General features: G+C 70.0%; 15 protein-coding genes. 9 read left to right on the forward strand and 6 right to left on the reverse strand.

The annotated features are described in order from the left end of the window. Positions 1-277: 277 nt before the first annotated feature. Both IT371_10970 and IT371_10975 read left to right on the forward strand, forming a co-directional pair. Positions 278-2,311: a hypothetical protein gene (locus IT371_10970; GenBank protein MCC6748173.1), complete on the forward strand. Its 2,034-nt coding sequence runs from the start codon at positions 278-280 to the stop codon at positions 2,309-2,311. An 18-nt stretch (positions 2,312-2,329) separates the two neighbouring features. After that, complete coding sequence (locus IT371_10975) at positions 2,330-2,893, forward strand: HEAT repeat domain-containing protein (protein MCC6748174.1); 564 nt, start codon at positions 2,330-2,332, stop codon at positions 2,891-2,893. 78 nt (positions 2,894-2,971) lie between these two features. On the opposite strand, the gene IT371_10980 is transcribed toward IT371_10975, so the two are convergent. Continuing rightward, complete coding sequence (locus IT371_10980) at positions 2,972-6,460, reverse strand: IPT/TIG domain-containing protein (protein ID MCC6748175.1); 3,489 nt, start codon at positions 6,458-6,460, stop codon at positions 2,972-2,974. Positions 6,461-6,637: 177 nt separating this feature from the next. On the opposite strand from IT371_10980, the gene IT371_10985 reads away from it, so the two are divergent. The 6 genes from IT371_10985 (at position 6,638) to IT371_11010 (ending at position 16,063) form a co-directional block, all read left to right on the forward strand. Then, positions 6,638-8,017, forward strand: a complete 1,380-nt coding sequence (locus IT371_10985) for a sigma-54-dependent Fis family transcriptional regulator (protein MCC6748176.1) — start codon at positions 6,638-6,640, stop codon at positions 8,015-8,017. Then, on the forward strand, positions 7,995-9,158 hold the full coding sequence (locus tag IT371_10990) for a sensor histidine kinase (GenBank protein ID MCC6748177.1): 1,164 nt from the start codon (positions 7,995-7,997) through the stop codon (positions 9,156-9,158). Before IT371_10985 ends, IT371_10990 begins: the two co-directional genes overlap by 23 nt. A gap of 259 nt (positions 9,159-9,417) precedes the next feature. Continuing rightward, positions 9,418-9,807 (forward strand): cupredoxin domain-containing protein, encoded by a 390-nt coding sequence (locus IT371_10995; GenBank protein ID MCC6748178.1) that lies wholly within the window; start codon positions 9,418-9,420, stop codon positions 9,805-9,807. A gap of 40 nt (positions 9,808-9,847) precedes the next feature. Continuing rightward, on the forward strand, positions 9,848-11,299 hold the full coding sequence (locus tag IT371_11000; GenBank protein ID MCC6748179.1) for a TolC family protein: 1,452 nt from the start codon (positions 9,848-9,850) through the stop codon (positions 11,297-11,299). Positions 11,300-11,315: 16 nt separating this feature from the next. Next, a complete protein-coding gene (locus IT371_11005) occupies positions 11,316-12,767 on the forward strand; it encodes an efflux RND transporter periplasmic adaptor subunit (GenBank protein ID MCC6748180.1) in 1,452 nt (483 codons plus the stop codon). Beyond that, entirely contained in the window at positions 12,764-16,063 is a 3,300-nt protein-coding gene (locus IT371_11010) for an efflux RND transporter permease subunit (GenBank protein MCC6748181.1), read from the forward strand. The genes IT371_11005 and IT371_11010 overlap by 4 nt, the downstream gene beginning before the upstream one ends. Before the next feature lie 274 nt (positions 16,064-16,337). On the opposite strand, the gene IT371_11015 is transcribed toward IT371_11010, so the two are convergent. The 3 genes from IT371_11015 to IT371_11025 form a co-directional block, all read right to left on the reverse strand. Continuing rightward, positions 16,338-16,898: a hypothetical protein gene (locus tag IT371_11015; GenBank protein ID MCC6748182.1), complete on the reverse strand. Its 561-nt coding sequence runs from the start codon at positions 16,896-16,898 to the stop codon at positions 16,338-16,340. After that, positions 16,895-18,031, reverse strand: coding sequence for a hypothetical protein (locus IT371_11020; protein MCC6748183.1), 1,137 nt, complete (start codon positions 18,029-18,031; stop codon positions 16,895-16,897). Before IT371_11020 ends, IT371_11015 begins: the two co-directional genes overlap by 4 nt. Before the next feature lie 394 nt (positions 18,032-18,425). Continuing rightward, on the reverse strand, positions 18,426-20,078 hold the full coding sequence (locus tag IT371_11025) for a protein kinase (GenBank protein MCC6748184.1): 1,653 nt from the start codon (positions 20,076-20,078) through the stop codon (positions 18,426-18,428). A gap of 144 nt (positions 20,079-20,222) precedes the next feature. Here IT371_11025 and IT371_11030 point away from each other — a divergent pair, with 144 nt between their 5' ends. Then, positions 20,223-21,035: a hypothetical protein gene (locus IT371_11030; GenBank protein ID MCC6748185.1), complete on the forward strand. Its 813-nt coding sequence runs from the start codon at positions 20,223-20,225 to the stop codon at positions 21,033-21,035. A gap of 34 nt (positions 21,036-21,069) precedes the next feature. Here IT371_11030 and IT371_11035 read toward each other — a convergent pair whose 3' ends face one another. Beyond that, a complete protein-coding gene (locus IT371_11035) occupies positions 21,070-23,349 on the reverse strand; it encodes a hypothetical protein (protein MCC6748186.1) in 2,280 nt (759 codons plus the stop codon). After that, positions 23,346-24,062, reverse strand: a complete 717-nt coding sequence (locus IT371_11040; protein MCC6748187.1) for a PASTA domain-containing protein — start codon at positions 24,060-24,062, stop codon at positions 23,346-23,348. Before IT371_11040 ends, IT371_11035 begins: the two co-directional genes overlap by 4 nt. Between the last annotated feature and the right edge of the window lie 5 nt (positions 24,063-24,067).

Below are 24,067 nucleotides of genomic sequence, written 5' to 3' on the forward strand. Positions count from 1 at the left end.
GGAGATCACAGCCGAAAGCTCCCGACCCCGCGCTGCGACGCGCGCTCGCGGGCTCCGACTCTGGGTCGGGAATCCGGACTTCTCTGTCATAGCGCGCCGCACTTGCCCCGAGGCGCACCTGTTGAGCTATGCTGCGCCGTCGATGATCGGGGACGGGGCGGTCGGTCAGTCGCCGCTCGCGTCCGAGGAGCGCACGGCCCATCGAAAGCCGGCCGGAGCGCCAGTGGAGGGTGGAGATGGCATCGCGCTGACCCGTCGTCACGAAGGAGGTTCGTTCGTGCATTTGCGTCGTGTTGTTCCCCTCGCCCTCGCGCTCCTGTTTCTCCGCACGATCTCCGGTTGTGAGCAGGAAGAAGCTCCCACCCCCAGTCAGCCGCCGGCCGAAGGCGAGGTCGGCGCCGCCTGCACCGACAGCGGCCACTGCAAGGCGGGCGGCTGCCTGACCGACGTGAGCTTCAAGGAAGGTTACTGCTACAAGGACTGCAAGACCGACGGCGCCTGCCCCGACGGCGCGACCTGCCATGATTACCTGAACTACAAGTGGTGCTTCGACGCCTGCGAGGCCGATTCGGCCTGCCGGGACGGCTACGTCTGCGACTACGGCGTCTGCCGCCCCAAGTGCACGCGCGGCCAGTTCTGCAAGAGCGGCGACGTCTGCCGCGACGGTCGCTGCAAGCCGCCGTGCAAGAGCGACCCGGATTGCGGCGGCGACCAGCGCTGCCAGGATGGCAAGTGCCTGCCGCCGTGCAAAACCGAGGACCAGTGCCTCCCCGGCTTCACCTGCAAGCCCGAGACGGGCAAGTGCGTGGCCAAGCCCGGCAAGCCGCTCGGCCAGGCCTGCCGCGGGGACGGCGAGTGCGCCACCGGCTACTGCCTCCCCACGCGACGCATCTGCTCGGTCAAGTGCGCCGGGTCGGAGGTCTGCCCCGGCGGGTACGTCTGCGGCCTCGAGAAGCTCGACGCGGACCGGAACAACGCCTTCGACGGCGCCGAGGCCGACTGCATCCCGGTGGCCGGCAAGGGCGTCGCCGGCGGAGCGTGCGCGAAAGACGGCGACTGCGCCTCGAGCCACTGCTACTACGGTTTCTGCATGGAGGGCTGCGCCGAGGCGAAGAACTGCCAGGGGCTGGCCTGCATGCCCGTCAACCTGATCCTGGACGGCGCGACCCCGCCGTACCGAGGCTGTCTGCCGCACGCCGCCGTCGGCACCTACACCCTCGGCGCCTTCAAGGCCGGCGAGGTCAAGGGCTTCGACCTGCCGCCGCACGCCACGAGCTTCGTCTTGACCACCGAGGTCGGCTCGGCGAGCGAGGCGGGACTCGTGGCGCGGCTCGCGGACCCCACGGGCAACGTGCTCGTCGAGCCCACGGGCGATTCGTGCAAGTTCTACAGCTCGGCCACGCGCTACTACCCCGCGGAGCAGGTGGCGAACCTCTATTACCCGAACGTGCCGACGCTCAAGATCACCCCCGGGATTCACACCTATCAGGTCGTGGCCACGAAGATGGACCTGCCGGTCACGGTGAAGCTCACGACCAAGCTCGGCACGGCGCAGAAGGGGACGCTGAACATCAACTGGTTCTTCCTCAACCTGCAGGGGACCTGCATCCCGGGGCCGACGCTGAACGCGGCCACCGCGGCGACGCACGCCTGGTTCCGCACCGTCGGGACGAACATGCGCTCGATCCTGAAGAACGCCGGGCTGACCATCGGGTACGAGACCTTCCACGACCTGAACAGCCCCGCCCTCGACGTGATCGAGGTCCCCGAGCAGGGGCAGCCCCGCGAGCTGCAGTCCCTCTTCGCCTCGTCGCGCGCGCTCGCGCTCCCGTCCCTGAACATCTTCTTCGTGCGGGAGATCAAGAGCACGACCCTCGGCGGGATGGTGCTCGGCATCTCGGGCGGCATCCCGGGGCCGCCCGGGATCCACGGCACCGCGTCATCGGGGATCGCGATGTCGATGCAGACCGCGTGCCTCGAGAAGAACTCGTCCTACAACCCGGCGCACACGCTGGCCCACGAGATCGGCCACTACCTGGGGCTCTTCCACAACCAGGAGAACATCGTGAACCCGGGCTACGACAAGGACGCGAAGAAGGTGGTCTGCCCCTGCCCGTGCGGCCCGAACCTGAGCTGCCAGTACGACATCGGGGCCTCCTGGTGTCGGGGGCTCGACCCGCTGCCCGACACGGACACGAGCGACAAGAACCTGATGTTCTTCGCCGCGGAGAGCACCGAGATGTTCCAGGGGAACCAGCTCAGCCCGCAGCAGATCCGCGTGATCCTCAACAGCCCGCTCGCGGGCTTCTAGGCCAGAGGTAGCAGAGCCATGCTCCGACGCATCACGATCCTCACCGCGACCCTCTGTCTCGCCGGAGCGGCCAGGGCCGACGACCGGAAGAGCCTCTCTCCGCGCGGCAAGGTGGAGCTGGCGCTCTCCGCCATCGAGGAGGTCCCGAGCCGGGCCGCGCTCGAGCGGCTCCACCCGAACGTGGAGCTCCTCCTGCACGAGATCGTGGCGCGTCCGTCGCCCACGCGGCGCCTCGCGCGCAACCGGGCCCTGACCGTGCTCCGCCTCTTTCCGAGCGCGACCACGCGCCGGGTGCTGCAGGCGGTGGTGGTCGGGACCCGCGTCGACCGGCCGGGGATGGAGCTCCTCGATCTGCAGCAGGCCACGAGCTCGTTCGCCGTGGTGGCCGGCCCCGAGGCGCTCCCCGTGCTCGCGCCGCTCCTCGATCACGCACAGCTCGACGTGCGCCGCGCCGCCGCCGAGAGCCTGCGCCTCTGCCGGAGCCCCAAAGCCCGCGCGCTCCTCGAGCGGCGCCTTCGACGCGAGCCGTCGGCGCTCGTGCGACACGAGCTGAAAGAGCAGCTGGGGAGGATGGCGAGGTAGAGGGGAGCGAGAAGGGGGACGGGAAGGGCGAGCGCTCGGGCGAGCTGACCTCGCGAGGAGGTCGCTACGCGACGATGACTAGGGCGTGCTGGTCGTGAGTGTTACCGGGATGCTCGCGCCGATGATGTCCACGCTCCCCACCGAGGTCCCGCCGGCTGCCCCCCCGAGCGTCACGGTCTCCGTCTTGCTGATGTAGACGAACAGGGCCACGCTCTTGTTCACCGCCACCACACCCTTCGGCACCAGCGACCCGACCCCCGGGTTGGCCAGCGAGGGCGAGATGAAGTTGTTCCAGTAGAGGCTGTTCGCCCAGTACGGGTTCACCGACACCGTGTCGAAGATGATGCTGCCGTAGTTGTAGGTTCCGGTGACGGGGGCTCCCGCGTTCCACTTGGTGAGGAGCGTCATGTCGTTCGAGAACCAGATCGTTCCGTTGGTCGGGGAGGTGATCGTCGGATACGTCGTGAACTGCGTGATCCCCGTCGGCAGCGAGAAGACCGCGCCGTTCACGCTGACGGAGAGCTCCACCGCGCCGCCCGCCGCCACGGCCACGTAGCCCTTGTAGATCGCCCTCGCCGAGTCGTAGCCGAGCGGCGTGCCGTTCAAGGTCACCGTGGCGATCGGCACCGCGACCCCCGCGCTGTCCTTCACGCTCACCTCGGCGTTGCTCTGCAGGATGGTCTGCGGGATGCCGCTCACCACGCGGGCCACCACCACGGGCACCACCGGCGTGGCCTCGACCCACATCGAAGCCACGCTCTCGCCCTGCGCGTTCACGGCCGTGACCACGTAGGTGTACCGCAGGCCGATGGTCAGGTTGCTATGCACGTAGGGGCTCTTGGCGTTGGCGATCTTCGTGCTCGCCGTGGTCGGGATCGTGGCCCCCGTCGCGTAGTAGATGTTGTACGAGGCCGCGCCGGCCACCGGATTCCAGCTCACGGTGTTCTGCCCGACCCCCGCGGCCGCGGTGACTCCACCGGGCGCCGGCAGCGCTACCGGCGGCGTCGCGCTCACCTCCGTAGAGCCCGTGCTCTCGCCGTTCGCGTTCAGCGCCGTGACCACGTAGTAGTAGGTCGTGCCCGCGGTGAGCCCCGCGTCCGCGTAGGGCGGCGTCGCGACCGGCGTGCCGGTGATGCGGTTCCCGACCGAGACGGTGACCCCCGCGGTGGTGCTCCGGTAGACGTGGTAGCCGGTCGCCCCGGTCACCGGCGTCCAGCTCAGGTTCACCTGCGTCGAGCTCGCCGGCACCGCCGTGACCCCCGTCGGCGCAGCGGGGGCCGTGAGGACTACGAAGGACGCGGCCGAGGTGGCGGTTCCCGACGCGGTGGTCACGGTGATCGGTCCGGTCGTCGCCCCGACGGGCACGGAGACGGTGAGCGAGCTGGTCGTGGCCGCGCTGACCACCGCCGGCGCGTTCCCGCCGAAGAAGACGGTGTTGTTCGTGGCGATCGAGCTGAAATAGCTGCCCGTGATCGTGACCACCGTGCCCACGGTGCCGTTGGTCGGCGAGAAGGAGGCGATCGAGGGGGGCGAAGGCGGCGGGGTGGTCGGCACCGCGCTCACCTCGGTCGAGGCGCGGCTCTCGCCGTTCGCGCTGACGGCCGTGACGACGTAGTAGTAGGCCGTCCCGGTCGTCAGGCCCGTATCGGCGTGCGGCGGCCCCGCCAGCGGCGTGGCCGTGATGCGGTTGCCCGCCGTGAGCGCCACGCCGGGCGTGGTGGTCCGATAGATGTTGTACCCTGTCGCGTCCTTCACCAGGCTCCAGCTCACGTTCACCTGGGTCGCGTTCACCGCGATGGCGGTCACGCCACCCGGCGGGTCCGGCGGCAAGAGCACCACGAAGGGGCTCGCCGAGGTGGCGGTGCCCGACGCGGTCGTGACGGTGATCGCCCCCGTCGTCGCGCCGGCAGGGACCGTCACCGTGAGCGTGGTCGGCGCGGCGGAGTTGACCACCGCGGGGATCCCACCGCCGAAGAGCACCGTGTTGTTGGTGGCGATCGCGCTGAAGTAGCTCCCCGTGATCGTGACGGCCGTTCCCACGGTCCCGTTCGTCGGCGCGAAGGACGCGATCACCGGCGGCGACGGCGGCGGCGTGCTCGGTACCGCGCTCACCTCCTTGGAGGGCTGGCTCTCGCCGTACGCGTTGAGCGCCGTGACCACGTAATAGTAGGCCGTCCCCGTCGTCAGGCCGCTGTCGGCGTACGGATACACCGTCACGGGCGCGCTCGTGATGCGGTTGCCCGTGGTGGTCGCCACGCCGGGGGTGGTCGTGCGGTAGACGTGATAGCCGGTCGCGCCCTTCACCGGGGTCCAGTTGATGTTCACGAGCGTCGCGCTCGCGGCGATGGACGTGACGTTGGTGGGCGGATCGGGCGGCAGGAGCACCACGAAGGGGCTCGCCGACTTCGCCGTGCCGGAAGCCGTCGTGACCGTGAGCTCGCCCGTCGTGGCTCCCGCCGGCACGGTCACGGAGAGGGAGGTCGCCGTCGCCGTGCTGACCACCGCCGGCACGCCGCCGCCGAAGAGCACCGTGTTGTTGGTGGCGATGGGGCTGAAGTAGCTGCCCGTGATCGTGACCGCGGTTCCGACGGTGCCGTTGGTGGGCGAGAAGGACGCGATGGCGGGCGGCGCGGGGGGAGGCAGCGTCGGCACCGCGCTCACCTCTTTGGAGGCACGGCTCTCGCCGTGCGCGTTCACCGCGGTGATGACGTAGTAGTAGGCGGTCCCGGTGGTGAGCCCCTTGTCGGCGTAGGGCGAGCTCGGCACCGGCGCGGCGGTGATCCGGTTGGCCTGCGTCAGCGCGACCCCGGGGGTCTCGCTGCGGTAGAGGTTGTAGCCCGTGGCCTCCTTCACCGGACCCCAGCTCAGGTTGACCTGCGTGGCGTTCACGGCGATGGCGATCGGCGTCTCGGGGGCCTCCGGGGCCTGCGCGACGGTGAAGTTGGCCTTGGTGGTGAAGGTTCCCCGCAGGGTGGAGACGGAGATGGGGCCGGTCACGGCTCCCGCAGGCACCGTCGCCGAGAGCGAGGTGGGCGAGGCAGCGGTAACCGTGGCGAGCGCGCCGCCGATCGTGACCGTGTTGCTCGTGGGAGTCGCGACGAAACCGCTCCCCGTGATGGTCACGACCGTCCCCACCGGCCCGTTCATCGGCGAGAAGTTCGTGATGATCGGCGGACTGTCCGGCGGCTTCACCGTCGAGCCCGTGACGGTGAAGACCCCGCTCGAGGTGGCGAGCGCGCTGCCGTTGTGAACCGTGACCTTCCCCGTGGTCGCGTCGTCGGGGACGGTCACCTTGAGCTCGGTGGCCGTCGCCGCGCTCACGGTGGCGGTGGCGCCGTTGAACTTCACCAGGTTGAAGCCGGCCGTGCTGAAGTTCGTCCCGGTGATCGTGACCTCGGTGCCCGTGGGGCCCTCGGTCGGCGAGAAACCGCTGATCGTGGGATCGGGATAGACGACCGGCTCCGGATCGCTACAGCCCGCCGCCAGGGCGACGGCCACGACCGCCAGCGTCCTCAGCGTCCTACCGGCGACAACAGAAACCGCGCCCCGTGCTCCAGTGCTCCGCATCTCGCGTCTCCTTACGATCGGCGCCCGGCCGGTGCCCCCCAGGGACGAACCGGCCTTTGGCCCGTCAAGTGTAGGTAGGGTCGCGCCGGAATGCCAAAAAACGTTTGGCCGCGCGGTGACGGTAACACGGGTCGTGCGTCGATTGCCGCGCCACCTCGCTCCTGCTAGCGTGCGCGCATGAGCGAGCGGATTCTCTTCGCCGACGACGATCTGACCGGGCGAGAGCTCAGCATCTTCAACCTGACCGAGGCGGGCTACGCGGTGGACGCGGCGCCGGACGGCAAGCAAGCCCTCTCGCTCTTTTCGCCCGAACGGCACCACCTCGTCATCACCGACCTCCGCATGCCGAAGCTCTCGGGGATGGAGCTCGTCGCCGAGGTGAGGCGCCAGGCCCCGGAGGTACCGATCATCGTCATCACCGCCCACGGCAGCGTCGAAGCCGCCGTCGAGGCCATGCAGGCCGGCGCGTACGACTTCCTACAAAAACCCTTCGGCCGGGACGAGCTCTTGCTCGCGGCCAGCCGAGCGCTCGAGCGGCGGCGCCTGGGCATCGAGGTCCGGGCGCTGCGCCTCCGGGCAGCCGGCATCGAGCGCGAGATCGTTGCCGTCTCCGAGCCCATGCAAGGGCTGCTGCGCACGGTGGACCGGGTGGCGCGAAGCGAGGCCTCGGTGCTCATCACCGGGGAGAGCGGAACGGGAAAAGAGCTCGTCGCCCGGCGCATCCACAGCCGAAGTCCGCGCGCCGAGAAGCCTTTCGTGGCCGTAAACTGCGCCTCCATGCCGGCCGAGCTCCTCGAATCGGAGCTCTTCGGGCACGAGAAGGGCGCCTACACGGGAGCCGTGCGAGCCCGGGCGGGCCGCTTCCGCAAGGCCGAGGGCGGCACCTTGCTCCTCGACGAGATCGGCGAGATGTCCCCCGCCCTGCAGAGCAAGCTACTGCGCGCCCTGCAGGAACGGGTGATCGACGTGCTCGGTTCAGACCATCCGGTGCCCATCAACGTGCGCGTGGTGGCCGCGACCCACCAGGAGCTGCCCCGGCTCATCGAGACGGGGGCGTTCCGAGAGGACCTCTATTACCGACTCAACGTGGTGGAGCTGAACGTCCCGCCGCTCCGCAGTCGCCCGGAGGACGTCGAGCCTCTCGCCCGCCACTTCCTGCAACGCATCGCTCCCGACCGCGAGCTCCAGCTCTCCGATGAGCTGCTCCGCGCGCTTCGCCGCTACCCCTGGCCGGGCAACGTCCGTGAGCTCGAGAACGTCTGCGAGCGCCTGGTGATTCTCAGCGAGGACGAGCTGCGCACCATGGACCTGCCGCCCGCGTTCGCCAGCAGCGCTGCCGCCTCGGCACACACCTCGCCCTCGCTCGAAGCGTGGCCGCCCTTTCCTCCGGAGGGAATTTCGCTCGTCGACCTCGAACGACGCGTGATCGAACGTGCGCTGGACCTGAAGGGCGGCAACATCTCGCAGGCCGCCCAGTTCCTGCACATCCCCCGTCACATCCTCGTCTACCGGCTCGAGAAATTCGGACTTCGCCGTGGAAAACCCGAGCGCCCGTAACGTGCCGACGGGGACCCGCCCTCCCCGCCGGGGACTCTTCTCTCCCGCTATGCTGCTCGCCGCCTGGGTGCCGGCGGTCGTGATCACGGTCCTGCATTACCTTACCGGCGCAGAGCATCATGGGTTCCACGACATTCTTCGCCGGCTCTACTACCTGCCCATCATCCTGGCCTCGTTCTCCTGTGGTCTGCGGGGCGGGCTGCTCGTGGCTACGTTGGTCACCGCGGCCTACAGCCCGCACGCCTTCACCCACCTCGGTCACATGGACCCGGCGGCGCCCCTGGAGAAGAGCCTCGAGCTTCTGCTCTATCTGGTGGTGGGGGGGGTCACCGGCCGCCTCGTCGACCGGGAGCGCGCGCGGCAGCACGAGCTCGGTGAGGCGCTGAAGGAGCAGCAGCGGACCGCCGCAGAGCTCATCCGCGCGGGACGACTCGCAGCGCTCGGGGAGATGGTGTCGGCCATGGCGCACGAGATCAAGAACCCCCTTCACGCCCTCCGCGGCACCGCGGAGGTGGTGGACGCCGTGGTTCCCAAGGACGCGCCCCAGCACCGCCTCTGGGAGCTCCACCGGCAGGAGATCGATCGTCTGGAGAGCGTGGCCGTGCGCTTCCTCTCCTTCGCGCGCCCCTCGCCCCCCGAGCGTCGGTCGGTCGATCTCGCGCAGGTGGTCGAACGCGTGCGGACCCTCATCGCCCCACAGGCGCAGCGGGACCACGTGACCATCGAGGTGCCGGAGCGCACGGCCGACCCCGCGCAAACCGTCGCGGCCGACGAACAGCAACTGGTTCAGGTGCTGCTCAATATCTCGTTGAACGGCCTTCAGGCGATGGAGGCCGCTGCAGGAAGCCTGAGCTTCCAGCTGGCTCGGGAGCAACGACATCGGCAGGCCTTCGCCGTGATCCGCATCGAGAACACCGGACCGACGATCCCCGAGGCGAAACTGGAGCGCATCTTCGATCCGTTCTTCACCACCAAGGAGAGCGGCTCCGGGCTCGGCCTTTCCATCGCCGCCCGCATCGTCGAGCAGCACGGCGGCCTGCTCGAGGTCGAGAACCTCCCGGCTGGACGCGGGGTCCGCTTCTCCGTGCTGCTGCCGGAGGGGACCTCGGCCGGCCCCACGACCCCGCAGCCAAGAGTCTAGAACCCCGTCCTCCACCTCCGACGCCGCACGTCGTCTCGGGCCCCCCGGGGCGACCTTCGCCACTGTGTCGAAGACTATTCGTCACTCCGGCTTCTCGGGCATCCAGGGGTGACCACGGAAGCTTGAAGTTACTCGGCAAGCCGCTCCCATCGAGCGGAATCCGCTCTTGGCCGAACTCCTGCAATGCCCTGCCGCAGTGAGCTTTCCTCGTCGTTCGCTTCGCACTGCCGGGCTGACCGGCGCACCGGAGGAGTCCGTCATGGGTACCTCGAGCAAGCTCGTGGCCGTGTTCGTGGTGGGGGCGTGGATCGCCGTCGAAGGGTGTGCCGGCGACAGCCACGCGGAGGCGACGCGTTCGAAGCGCGCGGCCGCTCGGCCCCAGCGAGCCCAGGAGATCAAGCTCTCCGTCACCTCCGCAGGCTTCGTCCCGGCGAAGGTGACCGTCACGGCGGGCAAGCCTGTCACGCTGGTCGTCACCCGCGAAGCGACGCGCACCTGCGCGACCCACATCGTCATCAAGGACTTCGGCATCCACAAGCCCTTGCCGCTGAATCAGGCCGTGCGCGTCACCTTCACGCCGGCCCGGCCCGGGAGGATCCGGTACGCCTGCGCGATGGACATGATCGCCGGCGTGATCGTCGTGGAGTAGGACCTCCGAGCGGGGGTTCAGCGGAACGGAGAGCGCGATGATGGTCCACACGAGCACGACGCGCGCCGGGGCGCGGTCCCTCTCACTCGGGACTGCACTGCTCCTGCTGTTCGGGCGCGCCGCGCTCGCGGGAGAACCGGCCGTCGCGGGGGTGGGGCCCGCGCCGCTCGACGATCCCGTGCTCGCCGGCCTGGTCAAGGAAGCCCTCGAGAAGCGTCCGGAGCTGGCCCAGGCGCGAGCCACGATCCGGGCGGACCTCGCTCGAGCGCCCCAGGTGCGAGCCCTCCCCGACCCGGTCCTGACGCTGGGCATCCAGAACGATGGCTTCCGGAGGCTCCAGATCGGCGAGATGGAAACGAGCTACCTCACCGTCATGGCCTCCCAGACCTTCCCTTGGTACGGCAAGCGCGAGCTCCGGGGTGACGTGATCACTCTAGGAGTCCACCAGGCCGAATCAGATCTCCAGCGCGCGTGGCTGTCGATCCGAGCCGAGGTCGAGCGCGCGTACCTCGACCTCCTCTTGGGAAGAGCACAGCTCCAGCTGCTCACCAAGCTCGACGCGCTCTGGACGCAAGCCCAAGGGCTGGCGCGAGCCCGCTACGAGTCAGCCGATGGGGCGCAATCGGATATCCTCCGGGCCCAGCTCGAACGCAGCCGCCTCAGGCAGCGCCGCTGGGCGCTCGAGGCCGAGAATCGACGACGCCTGGCGGTCCTGAACCGGATGCGAGGGCAGCCCTTCCGCGCTCCCATAGCTACCAGCCAGTCGCTGGTCGACCTCCCCGATCCCACGCCCCCCAGCAAGACGGCTGCCTTCGAGGAAGCGGAGGCGCAGAGTCCCGAGCTCAAGAGATCGCGGCTCGCCGTGAAGCAGTCGGCGACGCTCGTCAAGCTCGCCCAGAAGGACTACTTCCCCGACCTGACCGTGACCGCGGGCGTGATGCCGCGCTGGGGGAAGTTCGAACCGATGTGGCAGGCCGGCCTGGCCTTCTCCCTGCCGATCTGGGGCGGCAGCAAACAGGCGCGCGCCGTCGCGGAAAATCGCCTCCGGGAGGCGGCTGCCGCACATGGCGCCGAGGCCACCCGCCAGTTGCTCCGCCAGCGGGTCATGGAGCGCCTGACGCTGACCGAGGCCCTGATCGACACCAACCGCCTGTACCGCTCGGGGCTGCTCGTGCAGTCCGAGGCCACCGTGTCGAGCACGATGGCCCAGTATCGCGTGGGTCGCGTCACCTTCGCCTCGGTTCTGGAGGCCCTCGTCGGGTACGTCACCGACCTCAACGCGTTCTACGAGTCGATCGCCGCGATCCAGCGGGTCGAGATCGCCCGCCGCGAGGTGAGCCTGGACGCTCCGGTCGGTCCTGTGGCGAGCGGCATGAGCGGGTCTTCCGTGCCGGGCGCCGGCGTCATGGGCGGAAACGCGTCGGCCGGCCCCGGCGCACCGTCGCTGCAGCCGGCAGGCGCGACAGGCGCCACCTCCATGCCTCGGATGTAGCCGGAGGAGGACCAACATGGACCCGCACGCCATCACTCACGCGAGCTCGCCGCAAGAGTCCAGGCGGTTCCTCTGGCCCGCGGTGGGCCTCCTGCTGCTCGGAACCCTTCTCGGGGGGAGCGCGGTCTGGCTATGGATGCGCGAGGGCGGCGCCCCACGCGCTCCCACGGCTGCGCCCGCGGCGAAGCCTCTGTACCAGTGCCCCATGCACCCGTCGATCACCTCCGACCACCCGGGCGACTGCCCGATCTGCGGGATGAAGCTGGTCGAGGTGAGGCACGGCCCGTCCGCCCACGACGGAGCCACGCCGCCAGCAAGGCGCGCGATCCGCTTCTATCGATCGCCCATGGACCCCCGACAGACCTCGCCCACCCCGCGCAAGGACGAGATGGGGATGGACTACCTCCCGGTTTACGCCGACGAGGCCCAAGGGGCGGGAGCCCCACCCGTCCCGGGCCTCGCCCCCGTGACGATCGACCCGGTGCGGCAGCAGCTCCTCGGCCTGCGCACGGCCCTCGTGACCCGCGGCTCCGTCGCGGAGAGCTGGCGCACCGTCGGACGCGTCCAGATCGATCCGACCCGGGTGCGCAAGACCAACGTCAAGGTCGAGGGGTACATCGAACGCCTGTACGTCGATTTCGTCGGGCGGCGCGTCCGGAGGGGCGAGCCGCTGTTCTCGATCTACAGCCCCTCGCTGCTGGCCGCCGAGAACGAGTACCTCCTCGCCCTCGAGACCCAGGTGGCTCTCGCCAAGGGCGGCGCACGGACCCGCGACGGCGACACGCTGGTCGCGTCGGCGCGGCGAAAGCTCGAGCTGTGGGACGTGCCGCCGGGGGAGCTCGAGCGGCTCGAACGAACGCGAACGCCGTTGAGGGTGCTCACCTTCCTGTCCCCCATCTCGGGGGTGGTCACCGCCAAGAACGTGGTCCAGGGCGCGCGCGTCAATCCGGGCGACGCGCCCTTCGAGATCACCGATCTCGGCGTGGTGTGGCTGATGGCCGACGCCTACGAGACGGACCTCTCCCGGGTGCGCGTCGGGATGCCGGCCACGCTGACCGTGCAGGCGTACCCGGGCCGCACCTTCAAAGGTAAGGTCGCGTTCATCGATCCCCTTCTGGACCCCAAGACGCGTACGGCGAAGGTGCACATTCACCTCAGCAACGCGACGCGCACCCTCGCGCCGGAGATGTTCGGCGAGGTGGTGCTCGAAGGGACGAAGCGCGAGGGGCTGCGGATCCCCGCCGACGCCGTGGTGCGCTCGGGCACCCAGGACGTGGTGTTCATGGCTCTCGGCGACGGCAAGTTCGAGCCGCGTGTGGTCCAGCTCGCGGCGAAGCGCGGCGACCAGATCGAGGTGCTGAAGGGCCTCACCGAGGGTGAGCAGATCGTCAGTCGCGCCAACTTCCTCGTGGACTCCGAGTCACAGCTCCGGTCCTCCCTCTCGGCGATTGGAGCGACGCGCCGATGATCAAGCGGATCATTCGCTTCTCAGCCGAGAACAGATACCTCGTCATAGCCGGCACTCTGGTCACGCTGACGATCGCGTACTGGACGATGAGGAACATCCCTCTCGACGCGCTGCCCGACCTCTCCGACACCCAGGTGATCGTCTACTCGCGCTGGGACCGCAGCCCCGACCTCCTCGAGGATCAGGTGACCTATCCGATCATCACCTCCCTCCTCGGGGCGCCCAAGGTCAAGGCCATCCGAGGCTTCTCGGACTTCGGCTTCAGCTACGTCTACGTCGTCTTCGAGGACGGCACGGACATCTACTGGGCGCGCACCCGGGTCCTCGAGTACCTCTCCAAGATCACACCCCAGCTTCCTGCGGGGGTGAAGACGGAGCTCGGACCGGACGCCACCAGCGTGGGCTGGGTCTTTCAGTACGCGCTCGTCGATCGCTCAGGCAAGCACTCGAGTGACGAGCTGCGCAGCTATCAGGACTGGTTCCTGCGCTACGCAGTCCAGAGCGTGCCCGGGGTCGCCGAGGTGGCCACCGTCGGCGGTCAAGTGCGGCAGTACCAGATCACCGTCGACCCGGCGCGGCTCGCGGCCTACAAGCTCCCGCTCGACGTGGTGCTCGAGGCCGTCCGGCGAGGCAACCAGGACGTGGGCGGTCGACTGGTCGAGCTGGGCGGACGCGAGTACATGGTGCGCGGTCGCGGCTACGTGAAGTCCATCTCGGATCTCGAGAAGCTGGTCCTCAGAACCGAGGACGGCACGCCGATCACCGTCACGGACGTCGCCACAGTGGCGCTGGGCCCCGAGATGCGTCGCGGCCTCGCCGATTACAACGGGCAGGGCGACGTGGTCGGGGGCATCGTCGTGATGCGGCAGGGCGAGAACGCGCTCACGGTCATCGACCGCGTCAAGGCCAAGCTCGCGGAGCTCGAGCCCTCGCTGCCCGAGGGCGTCGAGGTGATCACGACCTACGACCGCTCCGACCTCATCGAGCGGGCCATCCACACCGTCAAGAGCAAGCTCATCGAGGAGATCCTGATCGTCTCGCTGATCATCTTGCTCTTTCTGTGGCACATCCCGTCGGCCACGGTCCCGATCCTCACCATCCCCATCAGCGTCGCTCTCGCCTTCATCCCCATGTACTTCATGGGGCTCAACGCTAACCTGATGTCCTTGGCCGGCATCGCGATCTCGATCGGCGTGCTCGTCGACGGGGCCATCGTCGAGGTCGAGAACGCCTACAACAAGATCCACCTCTGGCAGGCCGCGGGGAGGAAGGGCGACTTCCACCGGATACGTCTCGAGGCGCTCCTCGAGGTGGGTCCCTCGGTCTTCTTCTCGCTCCTGGTCATCGCCGTGGCCTTCATGCCGGTGTTCACTCTCGTGGATCAGGAAGGCAGGCTCTTCAAGCCGCTGGCTTACTCGAAGAACCTGGCCATGGCGATCGCCGCCCTGCTCGCGATCACGCTCGATCCAGCCATGCGCATGCTCTTTGCGCGCATCGATCCCTTTCGCTTCAAGCCGCGGCCGATCGCCTGGCTCGCCAGTCGGCTCTTCGTGGGCACCTACTTCTCCGAGGAGAAGCACCCCATCAGCCGGCTGCTCCACCGCCTCTACGAGCGCCCGTGCCGCTTCGTTGTCCGACACGCTAAGGCCACGGTGCTGGTCAGCCTCGCGATGGTCGGAGGCACTCTGCCGGTCTACTTCAAGCTCGGCTCTGAGTTCATGCCGCCGCTGCGGGAGGGGTCGCTGCTCTACATGCCGTCGGCGGTCCAGCCCGGAATGTCGGTGGCCGAGGCGCAGAAGGCCCTGCAGGTCCAGGACAAGCTGCTCATGGCCTTTCCGGAGGTGAAGCGCGTCTTCGGCAAGGCCGGGCGCGCGAACACCCCGACCGACCCGGCGCCGTTCTCGATGATGGAGACCACGATCTTGCTCAGGCCCGAATCGCACTGGCGCGCGAAGCCGCGCTGGTACTCGAGCTGGGCGCCCGAGTGGCTCAGGACCGGGCTCCGCGCCTTCTGGCGGGACCGGATCAGCGAGGAGGAGTTGATCGCCGAGCTGGACGCGGCCCTGCGCCTCCCGGGCATCAGCAACGCCTGGACGATGCCGATCAAGGGGCGGCTCGACATGCTCTCGACCGGCATCCGGACTCCCGTGGGCATCAAGATCAGCGGCGCCGATCTGTCGGTGATTCAGCGGGTCGCGCTCGGCATCGAGGCCGCGGTGCAGAAGGTGCCCGAGACGCGCAGCGTCTATGCGGAGCGCGTCGCAGGTGGCTACTTCCTCGACTTCGTTCTCGACCGGGATCGGCTCGCGCGCCACGGCCTCTCCGTGGACGACGCGAACATGATGGTGATGACCGCGGTCGGCGGCGACAACCAGACCACGACCATCGAGGGACGCGAGCGTTACGGCGTAAGCGTTCGTTACGCGCGCGCCTTTCGCGAGGACGCCGAGGCCCTGAGGCGCGTGCTCCTGCCGCTTCCCGGCGGGAGGGGGCAGATACCGATGAGCGAGATCGCGGAGGTACGGCTGGTCGAAGGTCCGTCGATGATTCGCGACGAGAACGGACTGCTCACGGGCTACGTCTACGTGGACTTCGACACCTCGAAGGTGGACATCGGCGGCTACGTCGAGCGCGCCAAGCAGGCCGTGGCCTCCGCAGTACGGCTGCCCGCCGGCACCTCGGTCTCCTGGAGCGGCCAGTACGAGAACATGATGCGCGTGAAGGAGCGGCTCAAGCTGGTCCTTCCGCTGACGCTGGTGCTCATCTTCGCGCTGCTCTACATGAACACCAAGTCCAGCTTCAAGGCCGGGCTGGTGATGCTGGCCGTGCCCTTCTCGGCCGTGGGTGCGATCTGGCTCCTCTACGCGCTGGACTACAACGTCTCGATCGCGGTCTGGGTGGGGATGATCGCGCTCATGGGGCTCGACGCGGAGACCGGAGTGTTCATGTTGCTCTTTCTGGACCTCTCGCACGACGCGGCACGGGCCCGGGGTCAGCTCAAGACCACTGGCGACCTGGTCGAGGCCATCATCCATGGGGCGGTCAAGCGCGTACGCCCGAAGGCCATGACGGTCGCCGCGGCCTTCATCGGCCTGCTGCCCATCATGTGGTCCACCGGCGCCGGGGCCGACCTGATGAAGCGCGTGGCGGCTCCCATGGTCGGTGGGCTGGTGACGTCGTTTCTGATGGAGCTGCTGGTCTACCCGGCGGTCTACTACCTCTGGCGACGCAAGGAGGTGGTGGATGGTCCGCCGACGCCCCCGACGCCCCTCGACGAGGCTGCGACGTCCGGCTGAAGACTATTGTGCAAGGTGATCGAGACTATTCTTCAGCGCGCCGGAAGGAGGGACCCCGGCTCGTCCTGGCCAGGGCAGGGCCCACGGGCCTTTTAACGTCGTGCCCAGGACCGGCGTCAGTGGCCCTCCGTGCAGCGAGCGACCCGTCGAAGCATCCAGCGGCGGTGCATGGCTACCTCCTTTCTTCTGGTGGCACAGAACCTCGAGTTCCCGCCCGGGCGGCTCGTCGGGCAGATGCCGCTCGGCGGCCCAGTGGCCCCCCCGTGGCGTCCGCTCAACCCGTCGGCAAGCAGACCTTGACCGAGCCGTGACCCGCTCCGTCCTGGGCCAGGCCACAGGTGTAGCCCGTCCTGCCGCAGTCCGCAGGATCGCGGCACAGTCGCATGCACTGCAGCTTGCCGGAGAGGCTGACACACTTGCTCGCGTCGCCTCCCGGGGTCCCGTTGAGCCCCGGATCGCTCGGGCAATCGTGACCGTGGCCGGAACAGCCGCTCACGGAGCAGTAGCCGCCCGGATACCCGGAGGTCAAACAGACGACGCGGCCCGAGCCGCCCGCCGGGCAGCTCGTCGGACTCGCGCACGCCGCCCCCACCGCCGGCCGGCTCGTCAGGTGATCGGGTCGCGCGTCGGCCGACCGCCCCGCGTCGCCCCCGAGGCTTCCGTCGGAAGCCAACGCCCGATCGGCTCCACCGAGGCCCACGTCGTGCGCCTGCGTGCCGTCGTGCGCGTGGCCGCCATCGGCGACGGTGGTCGCTCTGCCGCCGCATCCCGCACCGGCCAGGAACGCCAGCCCGAGGGCGACCTGAAGGACATTGTGGATCTTGGCTCGCATCATCGATCTCCTTTACGGCGCCGCCGTAGTAGCAATAGGGCAAGTCCCGCCAGCGCCGCGCCCGCACCGAAACGGTCGAACTCCGCTCCCGCGGCCAGCCGGCAACCGCCCCGTGTGCCGGCATCCGAGAGCGGCGCCGCGGGTGGGGGAATGGCGCCACTCCGTCCATCCTGGATGCCGGCGTCGCCTCGCGGCGCGGCGTCAACGGGGGGCGCACCGTCCCCCGCGGACGGCGGCTCGGGCCGCGCGGCGCAGACGCCGCTATTCGGCAGGTCCACGGCCACCTCGTAGATCAGCGGATTGCCCTCCAGTTCGTCGAGAATCCAGGTCCGCTTGCCGTCCGTCGCCATCCCCGTGAAGAGCTTGGTCACGCTGGCGGGCCGGAAGGTGCCAAACTTGGTCGGCTCGGGGTTGTCCGGTGGCTCGAAGTACGCGATGAGCGAGCCCGTCACTGGCTCAACCAGGAAGAAGGCTCCAAGGCTGAGGTCGCTGATCCAGAGACATCCGTGATGGTTCCAAGTAACGCCGCAGGGCACGATCTGCGTGCCGTTGATCGACGGTGTCTTGAAGATCGGCACATCCTTGCCCGCTCCTGTGCGCGGATCGACGCGATAAATCGCCCGGTCTTTGACATCCGTGCTCCAGAGATAGGTCCCGTCCCAGGACAACCCCATGGGAGACATCGTCTCGGCGTCGCGAAAGGGTACCTCAATCGTCTTGACGATCTTGCCCAGCTGGGGGTCCACCTGGATCAGTCGCCCATCGGGGGTCCCCACATGACCGGGCATGGAGTGGACCGCGCCCCAGAGATAGCGGCCGTCCCAGTCCAGGTGATCGATGAACGTCCCTGAACCGAGCGCGATCTCTTTCAGTACCTTGCCCGTGATCGGGTCGACCCTGGAAAATACAGGGCTATCGCACGCTGAGACCCACAGCGCCTGGCCGTCCCAGGCGATGCCGTCGGGGCTGTTGATCTTCCAGTCGATGGGGTTCTTGGCGCTCCGATCGTAGATCGTGGAGAGGGTGCGAACGATCTTGTAGCTCAGCCGCACGGGGGGCGCAGCGTGTAGCGGCGCCGATCGACCGACCGCAGCCGACCCGAAGAGCACCAACAGCAAGCGAATGAATTGCTTCACGGCAGATCTCCTCAGATGAGGCAGGCGCCAGGCCGCCGGCGCTGGCGAGCACGTGCACGAAATCTGCCAATCGCTCCGCCGCTCCTCGGGGGCTCCGATCAGCAGCGCTGGGCGCGGTGGCCTGAGGGCTGTGACGCGATCGCCTCGATGGGCCGGAGTCCCTCGCCGAAACGGGCCATGGCCTCCCGGTGCCGTTCGAGCAGGCTATAGGGGATGAATCGAGGCCGCAGCTCCCCCACGCGGGCGAATGCGGGACGCGCCAATTGCTGACGAACCTCTCCAAGCCTCGAAGCCGAGGGCGTGTCCGAGGTCCCGCAACCAACGCTAACGCCCCGTGCGCGTTCGGTCGCCGTCGGCGCCCGGCATGTCCCAGCCTGGGCGCCCCCTCTCCCGCCTACCCCTGCTTGCGCGCCGCCTCGAGGGCCGCGCGGTGCTCGTCGAGGCGCGCGTAGAGGGCGGGGAGGGGCTCGGCCTGCGCGGCGGGGCGCAGCGCCTCCACCTGCGTGAGGAGGGCGTGGTAGATCTCGGCCGCTTCCTGTTCGCGCTCGAGCCGCCCTTCCTTGTAGCGTTTGATCTCGGCGTCGAGCTCGCGGATCTGCGCCGCGCGCTCGGTGTCGAGCTCCTGGCAGCGCTTGGTCAGCTCGCCGATCTGGAAGTTCAGGTCCACGATCTGCGGCTGGAGGTCGGCGGCGAGCGCCGGGTCGAGCGTGGCGCGCCCCTTCACCTGCGCCCGCGCCATGGTCAGGTCCATGATCGCGTGGCGGAACCGCTTCTCGCGCTGGCCGAACTCGAAGCGAATGCGGTCGAAGTTCTGCTCGGCGAGGGCGATGGTCCCCGTGAGCGACGCGTTCTCCTCCTCGATCACGAGCAGCCGCTCGAGGGCCTCGCTGGTCTCGGCCGGAAAGAGCGCCGCCTGGATCAGCGCGATGGAGAGCTCGCGCAGCACCTGGTGCAGGCTCTCGCGCAGCTCGTCGGGGTCCACCGCCGGTTGCGCCGGACCGGGGGCAGGCGTCGCGGCGAGCTCGCCCGCCACGGGCGCAAGCCCCACGGCGCCCGCGGTGAGCAGCTCGGGGACGCGCCCGCCGAGGCTCTGCCACCCCTCGGCCATGGCCTTGCGCGAGACCTTGCGATGGGTGTGCGTGTCGGGGGGCGGCGTGGTCAGCTCGGCCCCCAGCGTGAAGAGGAAGGCGCGCAGGCGCAGCAGCTCCTGACGAAGCTCGGCGCCGGTCTGGTAGCGCTTGGCCGGGTCCTTCGCCAGGCAGCGCAAGACGAGCGCGTCGAGCCCCGGCGGCAGCGGGTGGTCCTTCAGCCGCGTCGAGGGGGGTGCGACCGCCTGGTGCACGTGCGCCTGAAGCACCGTGACCGGCGGCCCGACGAAAGGCGGGTTGCCGGTGATCAGCTCGTAGGCCAGACACCCGACGGCGTAGAGGTCCGCGCGCCCGTCGGCCGGCTCGCCCGTGGCCTGCTCGGGCGACATGTACTCGGCCGTGCCGAAGACCTGCCCGTGGCTGGTCAGCGAGCTGTGGTAGACGTCGGGGCTCAGCACCTTCGCGATGCCGAAGTCGAGCAGCTTCACCACGTCCTTGCGGTCGCGGATGTCGGTGAGGAGGATGTTCTCGGGCTTGAGGTCGCGGTGCACGACCTGCATGCGGTGCGCGTGGTCGAGCGCGTCGGCGAGCTGCGCCAGGATCGGCAGCGTGCGGTTCAGCGGCAGGCGCACGTTGCGCGAGAGGACCTCGTCGAGGCCGATCCCCTCGAGGTACTCCATCACCAGGTAGAGCGCCCCCGACTCCATCTGGCCGAAGTCGGAGATGTGGATCACGTTCGGATGCTCGACGCGCGCGGCGGCGATCGCCTCGCGCCGGAAGCGCTCGACGAAGTCGCGGTTGTGCGCGAGCTCCTGGCGCAGCACCTTGATCGCGTAGCGGCGGGGCAGCGTGGTGTGGTGCGCCTCGAAGACGGTCCCCATCCCCCCCTGGCCGATCACGCGGACGACCTGGAATCGACCGCTGAGGACGGTCCCGATGAGCTCGTGGGTGCGGGTCACGGGTTGCATTATGGGCAGGGGAGCGGCTCGCTGACAACCGGCGTGGGGTCGAGGGTGAGCGTAGCCGGCGAGGCCACGGGTGAGGGGTCGGGCCCCGGGGGCGGGTCACGAACGAATGGCCCAGGTCGGGCTAGGCCCGCGAGATTGCGCGACACAGCCCCCGACGGGGAGCTGGATCACCGCTTGCACCTTCCGACGGAGATGTTCGGCCACCGCTCGGTCCGCCAGGGCCTCGCGATGGTGGCGCTGGTGGCGGCGGCGTCGGGGTGCCACCTTCTCGAGCCGTATCACAGCAGCTTCCCCGTCGAGGACGGTGGGGCTCGAGGCTCCATCGACCCGACCACGCTCCCCAGGGATGGAGGGCCCGAGGCCCTCTCGGCGATCGCGTTGCCCGGGCCGCTCGAGCTGGTGACGGTGCCCGGGGCGGACGCCGGCAAGGCAGACGCCGGCAGGGGGGACGCCGGCGTCTATCGGCCGGTGGGCGCCGCGGCTCTCTCGGCCGAGCTGGCCGTCACCACCGTCCAGTGCGTCACGGCCAAGGGGGTCTTGAAGGACTTCGCCATCCCCATCGTGGATTCGCCGCAGGTCACCTTCCTCGCCGCCGCCCCCGCGCTGGCCTCGGCACCGGCGGCGCTCCGCGCGTGGGTCGGCCTCCGCCCGGCAGTGATCGTCATCTGGGACCCGAACGCGTGCGACGCGGAGGACCCCGTCTCGAACAACAACGACTGGAATCACGCCGCGCTCCTCATCCGTAACGCCACCCTCGGTCCGGGGGGAGCCCTGCGCCTCGGCGACGAGGTCTCGCCGGCCGACATGGACGTCTACGACAGCACCTCGAAGGGCATCTTCACCGGCGACTTCGCCGGGATCGGGGACGCGAGTCTCTCGCAGTACCCGCAGCTCGCGCGGGTCGTCACCGCGGCCAAGGCCGTGCTGCTGCGCCTCGCCCTGCGGTAAGAACGGAGCCCGGCAGCCTGAGCCCGGCCTCGCTTCAGCTCCCCTCGCCGAGGCGCACCACGCGACCCGCGCGCCCGTCCACCCAGACCAGCTCGCCGTCGGAGAGCAGCGAGGTGGCGCTCCCCGTTCCCACCACCGCGGTGACGCCGAGCTCCCGCGCCAGGCAGGCCGCGTGCGACAGGAGCCCGCCGTGGTCGGTCACGAGCGCGAGCACCTGCGGCAGCACCGTGGCGAGCGCCGGCAGAAGCGTGGGACAGACGAGGACCGTCCCCGAGAGGTCCGTATCGAGCAGCGCGCGGATCTCGGCCACGCGGCGCACGCGCCCCCGGACCACCTCACCGATCCCGACCCCCTGAAGCACGACCCTCCCCGACGGCGCGGGGGCGTAGGTCAGACGGTCCCCCTGGATCGTGAGCGGCGGCACGCGCAGCCGAGCCTGCTCCCACTTCGCGCGCCCCGTCTGCGCCAGACGCGCGAGCTCGTCGTCGGACGCCACAGCCGTCCGCACCGCGAGCACCCGTTCGAGCGGCAGGTAGAAGACGTCGTCGACCTGCAGGAGCCCTCCCCGCGCCGCAAATCGCCGGCCGACCCCGAGGAGCGCCGACCGCACCGCGAAGAGCGCCCGCGCGAAGAGCAGGTCGTCGTCCTCGCTCTGCGCCCGCGCCTTGCGCGCGCTCGACACCAGGCGACGAAGGCGCTGCGCCTGCTCGGAGGAGAGGTCGCGGGCGAGCTCTCCGACGAGCGCGTCGGCCCGCGCGAGCTGCCGCGCGTGCGCCTCCGCGGGCGAGCACGGCGCCGCCGCGAGGCCCGTGAGGGTGGGCCGAAGACTCTCGGGGACCTCAGCCACCGTCGGACAGGCCACGTCCCAGCTCGGCGCCACGGTCCCATAGCGCGCGAGGTGATCCAGCACGGGCGGGGGAACGACCGCGCTCTGTCCCGTCAGCCACGCGCTCAGCCCGGCGTCCTGGTGCGCGAAGGAGGCCAGCTCGTAGAGCTCCTGCGCGCGCCGGAGCGCCGCGTGCTCCTCGGCCACGTTCAGCGCCGCGAAGAGCTCCGCGTCGTCGCGGCCGAGCTCGTGGCGCAGAAAGCGCCGTAGGGCCGCGACGCGCGCCCGACGCGTGACCGAGATCCCCTCGCCGTAGTCGCGGTGGAAGGCGCGAAAGAACTCCACCGCGCGCTCGAGCTGCGCGGTCGGGTCGAGCAGCGGGACCTCCGCCTCGAAGGCCGCGAGGCGCGAGCCGAGGGCCCGCCAGCTCTCCTCGTCGCGCTCCTCCGCGTCGGAAGTTCGCAGGTCGGGATCGGCGACCGCCTCGTAGAGATAGCCGCCGTGCACGGCGAGCCGGGGCGCTCCCTCGCGGCGCTCCTCGAGCAGCGCGATGAGCCCCGCGTGGGCCGGCGAGAGCGGGTCGGGGTTGTGCTCGCGGTCCCAGCGCCAGAGGAGCACGCCCTCGATGGCTTGGTGGAAGTGGACCGGGAAGCTCTCGCGCCGCCGGGCCCGCGCCACGGCCCGCGCCTGCACGATCCACAGGCGCTCTCCGTCGAAGATCCACTCGAGCTCGACCGCCTGGCCGAAAAGCTCCTCCGCCGCGAGCGTGTGCCGCCGGAGCTCGTGGAGCCGCGCCTCGGGGAGCGGAAAACCCGGCGCGGCGAGCTCGGCGGTGCCGTGGCGTCGGAGCCGCGCCACGTGCGGGTCGGCGCCTCCGCGGGCGAGCGGTCCCGGCGGGCCGCCGATCCCTTCGATCCGCACGAGCTCCTCGTCCCCCGGGTCGACGGAGAGCGAGAGCCCGCCGGCGCGCGCCACGAGCTCCCGTTGCAGCAGCACCGCCATCCCCTCGTCGGAGGGAGCCCGTCCCCGCGCCCGGAGCGTGGCCCAGGCCGGGAGTCGCCAGAGAGACGCGTAGCAAAACCCCACCGCCGCCACGAGCGCCTCGAGCGTCGCCACGCCGAGGACGGTCTCGAAGACCCCCGCGGCCGACCGACCGGCCAGATCCTCGCAGGTGGCCGACGAGCGCACGGCCAGCGGCGTCCCGAGCGTCGCGAGCGCGCCCGCGAGCTCGGCCTCGAGCGCGGGCGACGGTCTCCAGCTCTCGAGGTGGGCGAGCAGCGCGGCGCAGCGCTCCTCCACGGAAGAGAGCGGCGCGTCGAGCTCGGGGAGCGCTCCGGGCAGCGCCTGCCGGTAGAGCTCGACGGGGAGCACGAGCCCCGGCGGCACCGGAAGCCCCGCCGCTCCGAGGCGCGCGAGCCCTGCCGCCTTGCCCCCCGCCTCCTCGACGGTGGCCTCGGCGAGCGGCAGCAGTATCGCCCGCCGCGTCACTCGCTCTCGTTGACGACGAGCTCGACCGCGGTGCCGCGCGCGACGGCGGCATCGGCTGCAGGGCTCTGTCGCAGCACCACGCCTCCGCGCTTGTCCTCGTCGAAAGCGAAGCGCACGGTCCCCGGGCTCAGCCCCGCCGCCTGCAGCGCCCCCTTGGCCTTGCGCAGCCCGAGCCCCACCACGCGCGGCACGACGACCGGGCGCCCGCCGTCGGAGACCTCGAGGTTGACGAGCCCGCCGCGCTCGAGCTGTACGCCGCTCGCGGGGGTGGTGGCCATCACGGTGTCCTTCGGCGCCGAGTCGCTCGGTCGCCGCACGATGCGCCCGACCTGCAGGCCGGCCAGGCTCACGCGCTGCAGGGCGAGGGCCTGGTTCATCCCCATCAGCGTCGGCACCGCCGCCCTGGACGGGCCCTTGGAGAGCACCACCACGACCTGACCCCGCTTCGTGAGCTCGCCCCCCGGGGCGGGCATCTGGCTCAGCACCCGCCCGGGGAGACCGCGCTCGTCCTCGCGTTGCTCGCCGACCGCCAGCTCGAGCGCCTTGTCCTCGAGGAGCTGGCGCGCCTGCGCCTCCGTGAGCCCGACCAGCGGCGGCACCTGCACGTAGCGCGCGCCCCGGGCCTGCGTCAGCGTGCGCAGGCCGAAGTAGAAGGCCGTGCTGGCGATCATCGACGTCACGAGGGCGACGAAGACGGTCTTGCCGGTGTGCATCGACG

Source organism: Deltaproteobacteria bacterium, from assembly GCA_020848905.1.
GTDB lineage: Bacteria > Myxococcota_A > Polyangia.

What these genes read in the sequence shown, in the direction of transcription:
- IT371_10975 (MCC6748174.1), top strand. Translation starts at nt 2,330, where the DNA reads ATGCTCCGACGCATCACGATCCTCACCGCGACCCTCTGTCTCGCCGGA.
- IT371_10980 (MCC6748175.1), bottom strand. Translation starts at nt 6,460, where the DNA reads ATGCGGAGCACTGGAGCACGGGGCGCGGTTTCTGTTGTCGCCGGTAGG.
- IT371_10985 (MCC6748176.1), top strand. Translation starts at nt 6,638, where the DNA reads ATGAGCGAGCGGATTCTCTTCGCCGACGACGATCTGACCGGGCGAGAG.
- IT371_10995 (MCC6748178.1), top strand. Translation starts at nt 9,418, where the DNA reads ATGGGTACCTCGAGCAAGCTCGTGGCCGTGTTCGTGGTGGGGGCGTGG.
- IT371_11000 (MCC6748179.1), top strand. Translation starts at nt 9,848, where the DNA reads ATGGTCCACACGAGCACGACGCGCGCCGGGGCGCGGTCCCTCTCACTC.
- IT371_11005 (MCC6748180.1), top strand. Translation starts at nt 11,316, where the DNA reads ATGGACCCGCACGCCATCACTCACGCGAGCTCGCCGCAAGAGTCCAGG.
- IT371_11010 (MCC6748181.1), top strand. Translation starts at nt 12,764, where the DNA reads ATGATCAAGCGGATCATTCGCTTCTCAGCCGAGAACAGATACCTCGTC.
- IT371_11015 (MCC6748182.1), bottom strand. Translation starts at nt 16,898, where the DNA reads ATGATGCGAGCCAAGATCCACAATGTCCTTCAGGTCGCCCTCGGGCTG.
- IT371_11040 (MCC6748187.1), bottom strand. Translation starts at nt 24,062, where the DNA reads ATGCACACCGGCAAGACCGTCTTCGTCGCCCTCGTGACGTCGATGATC.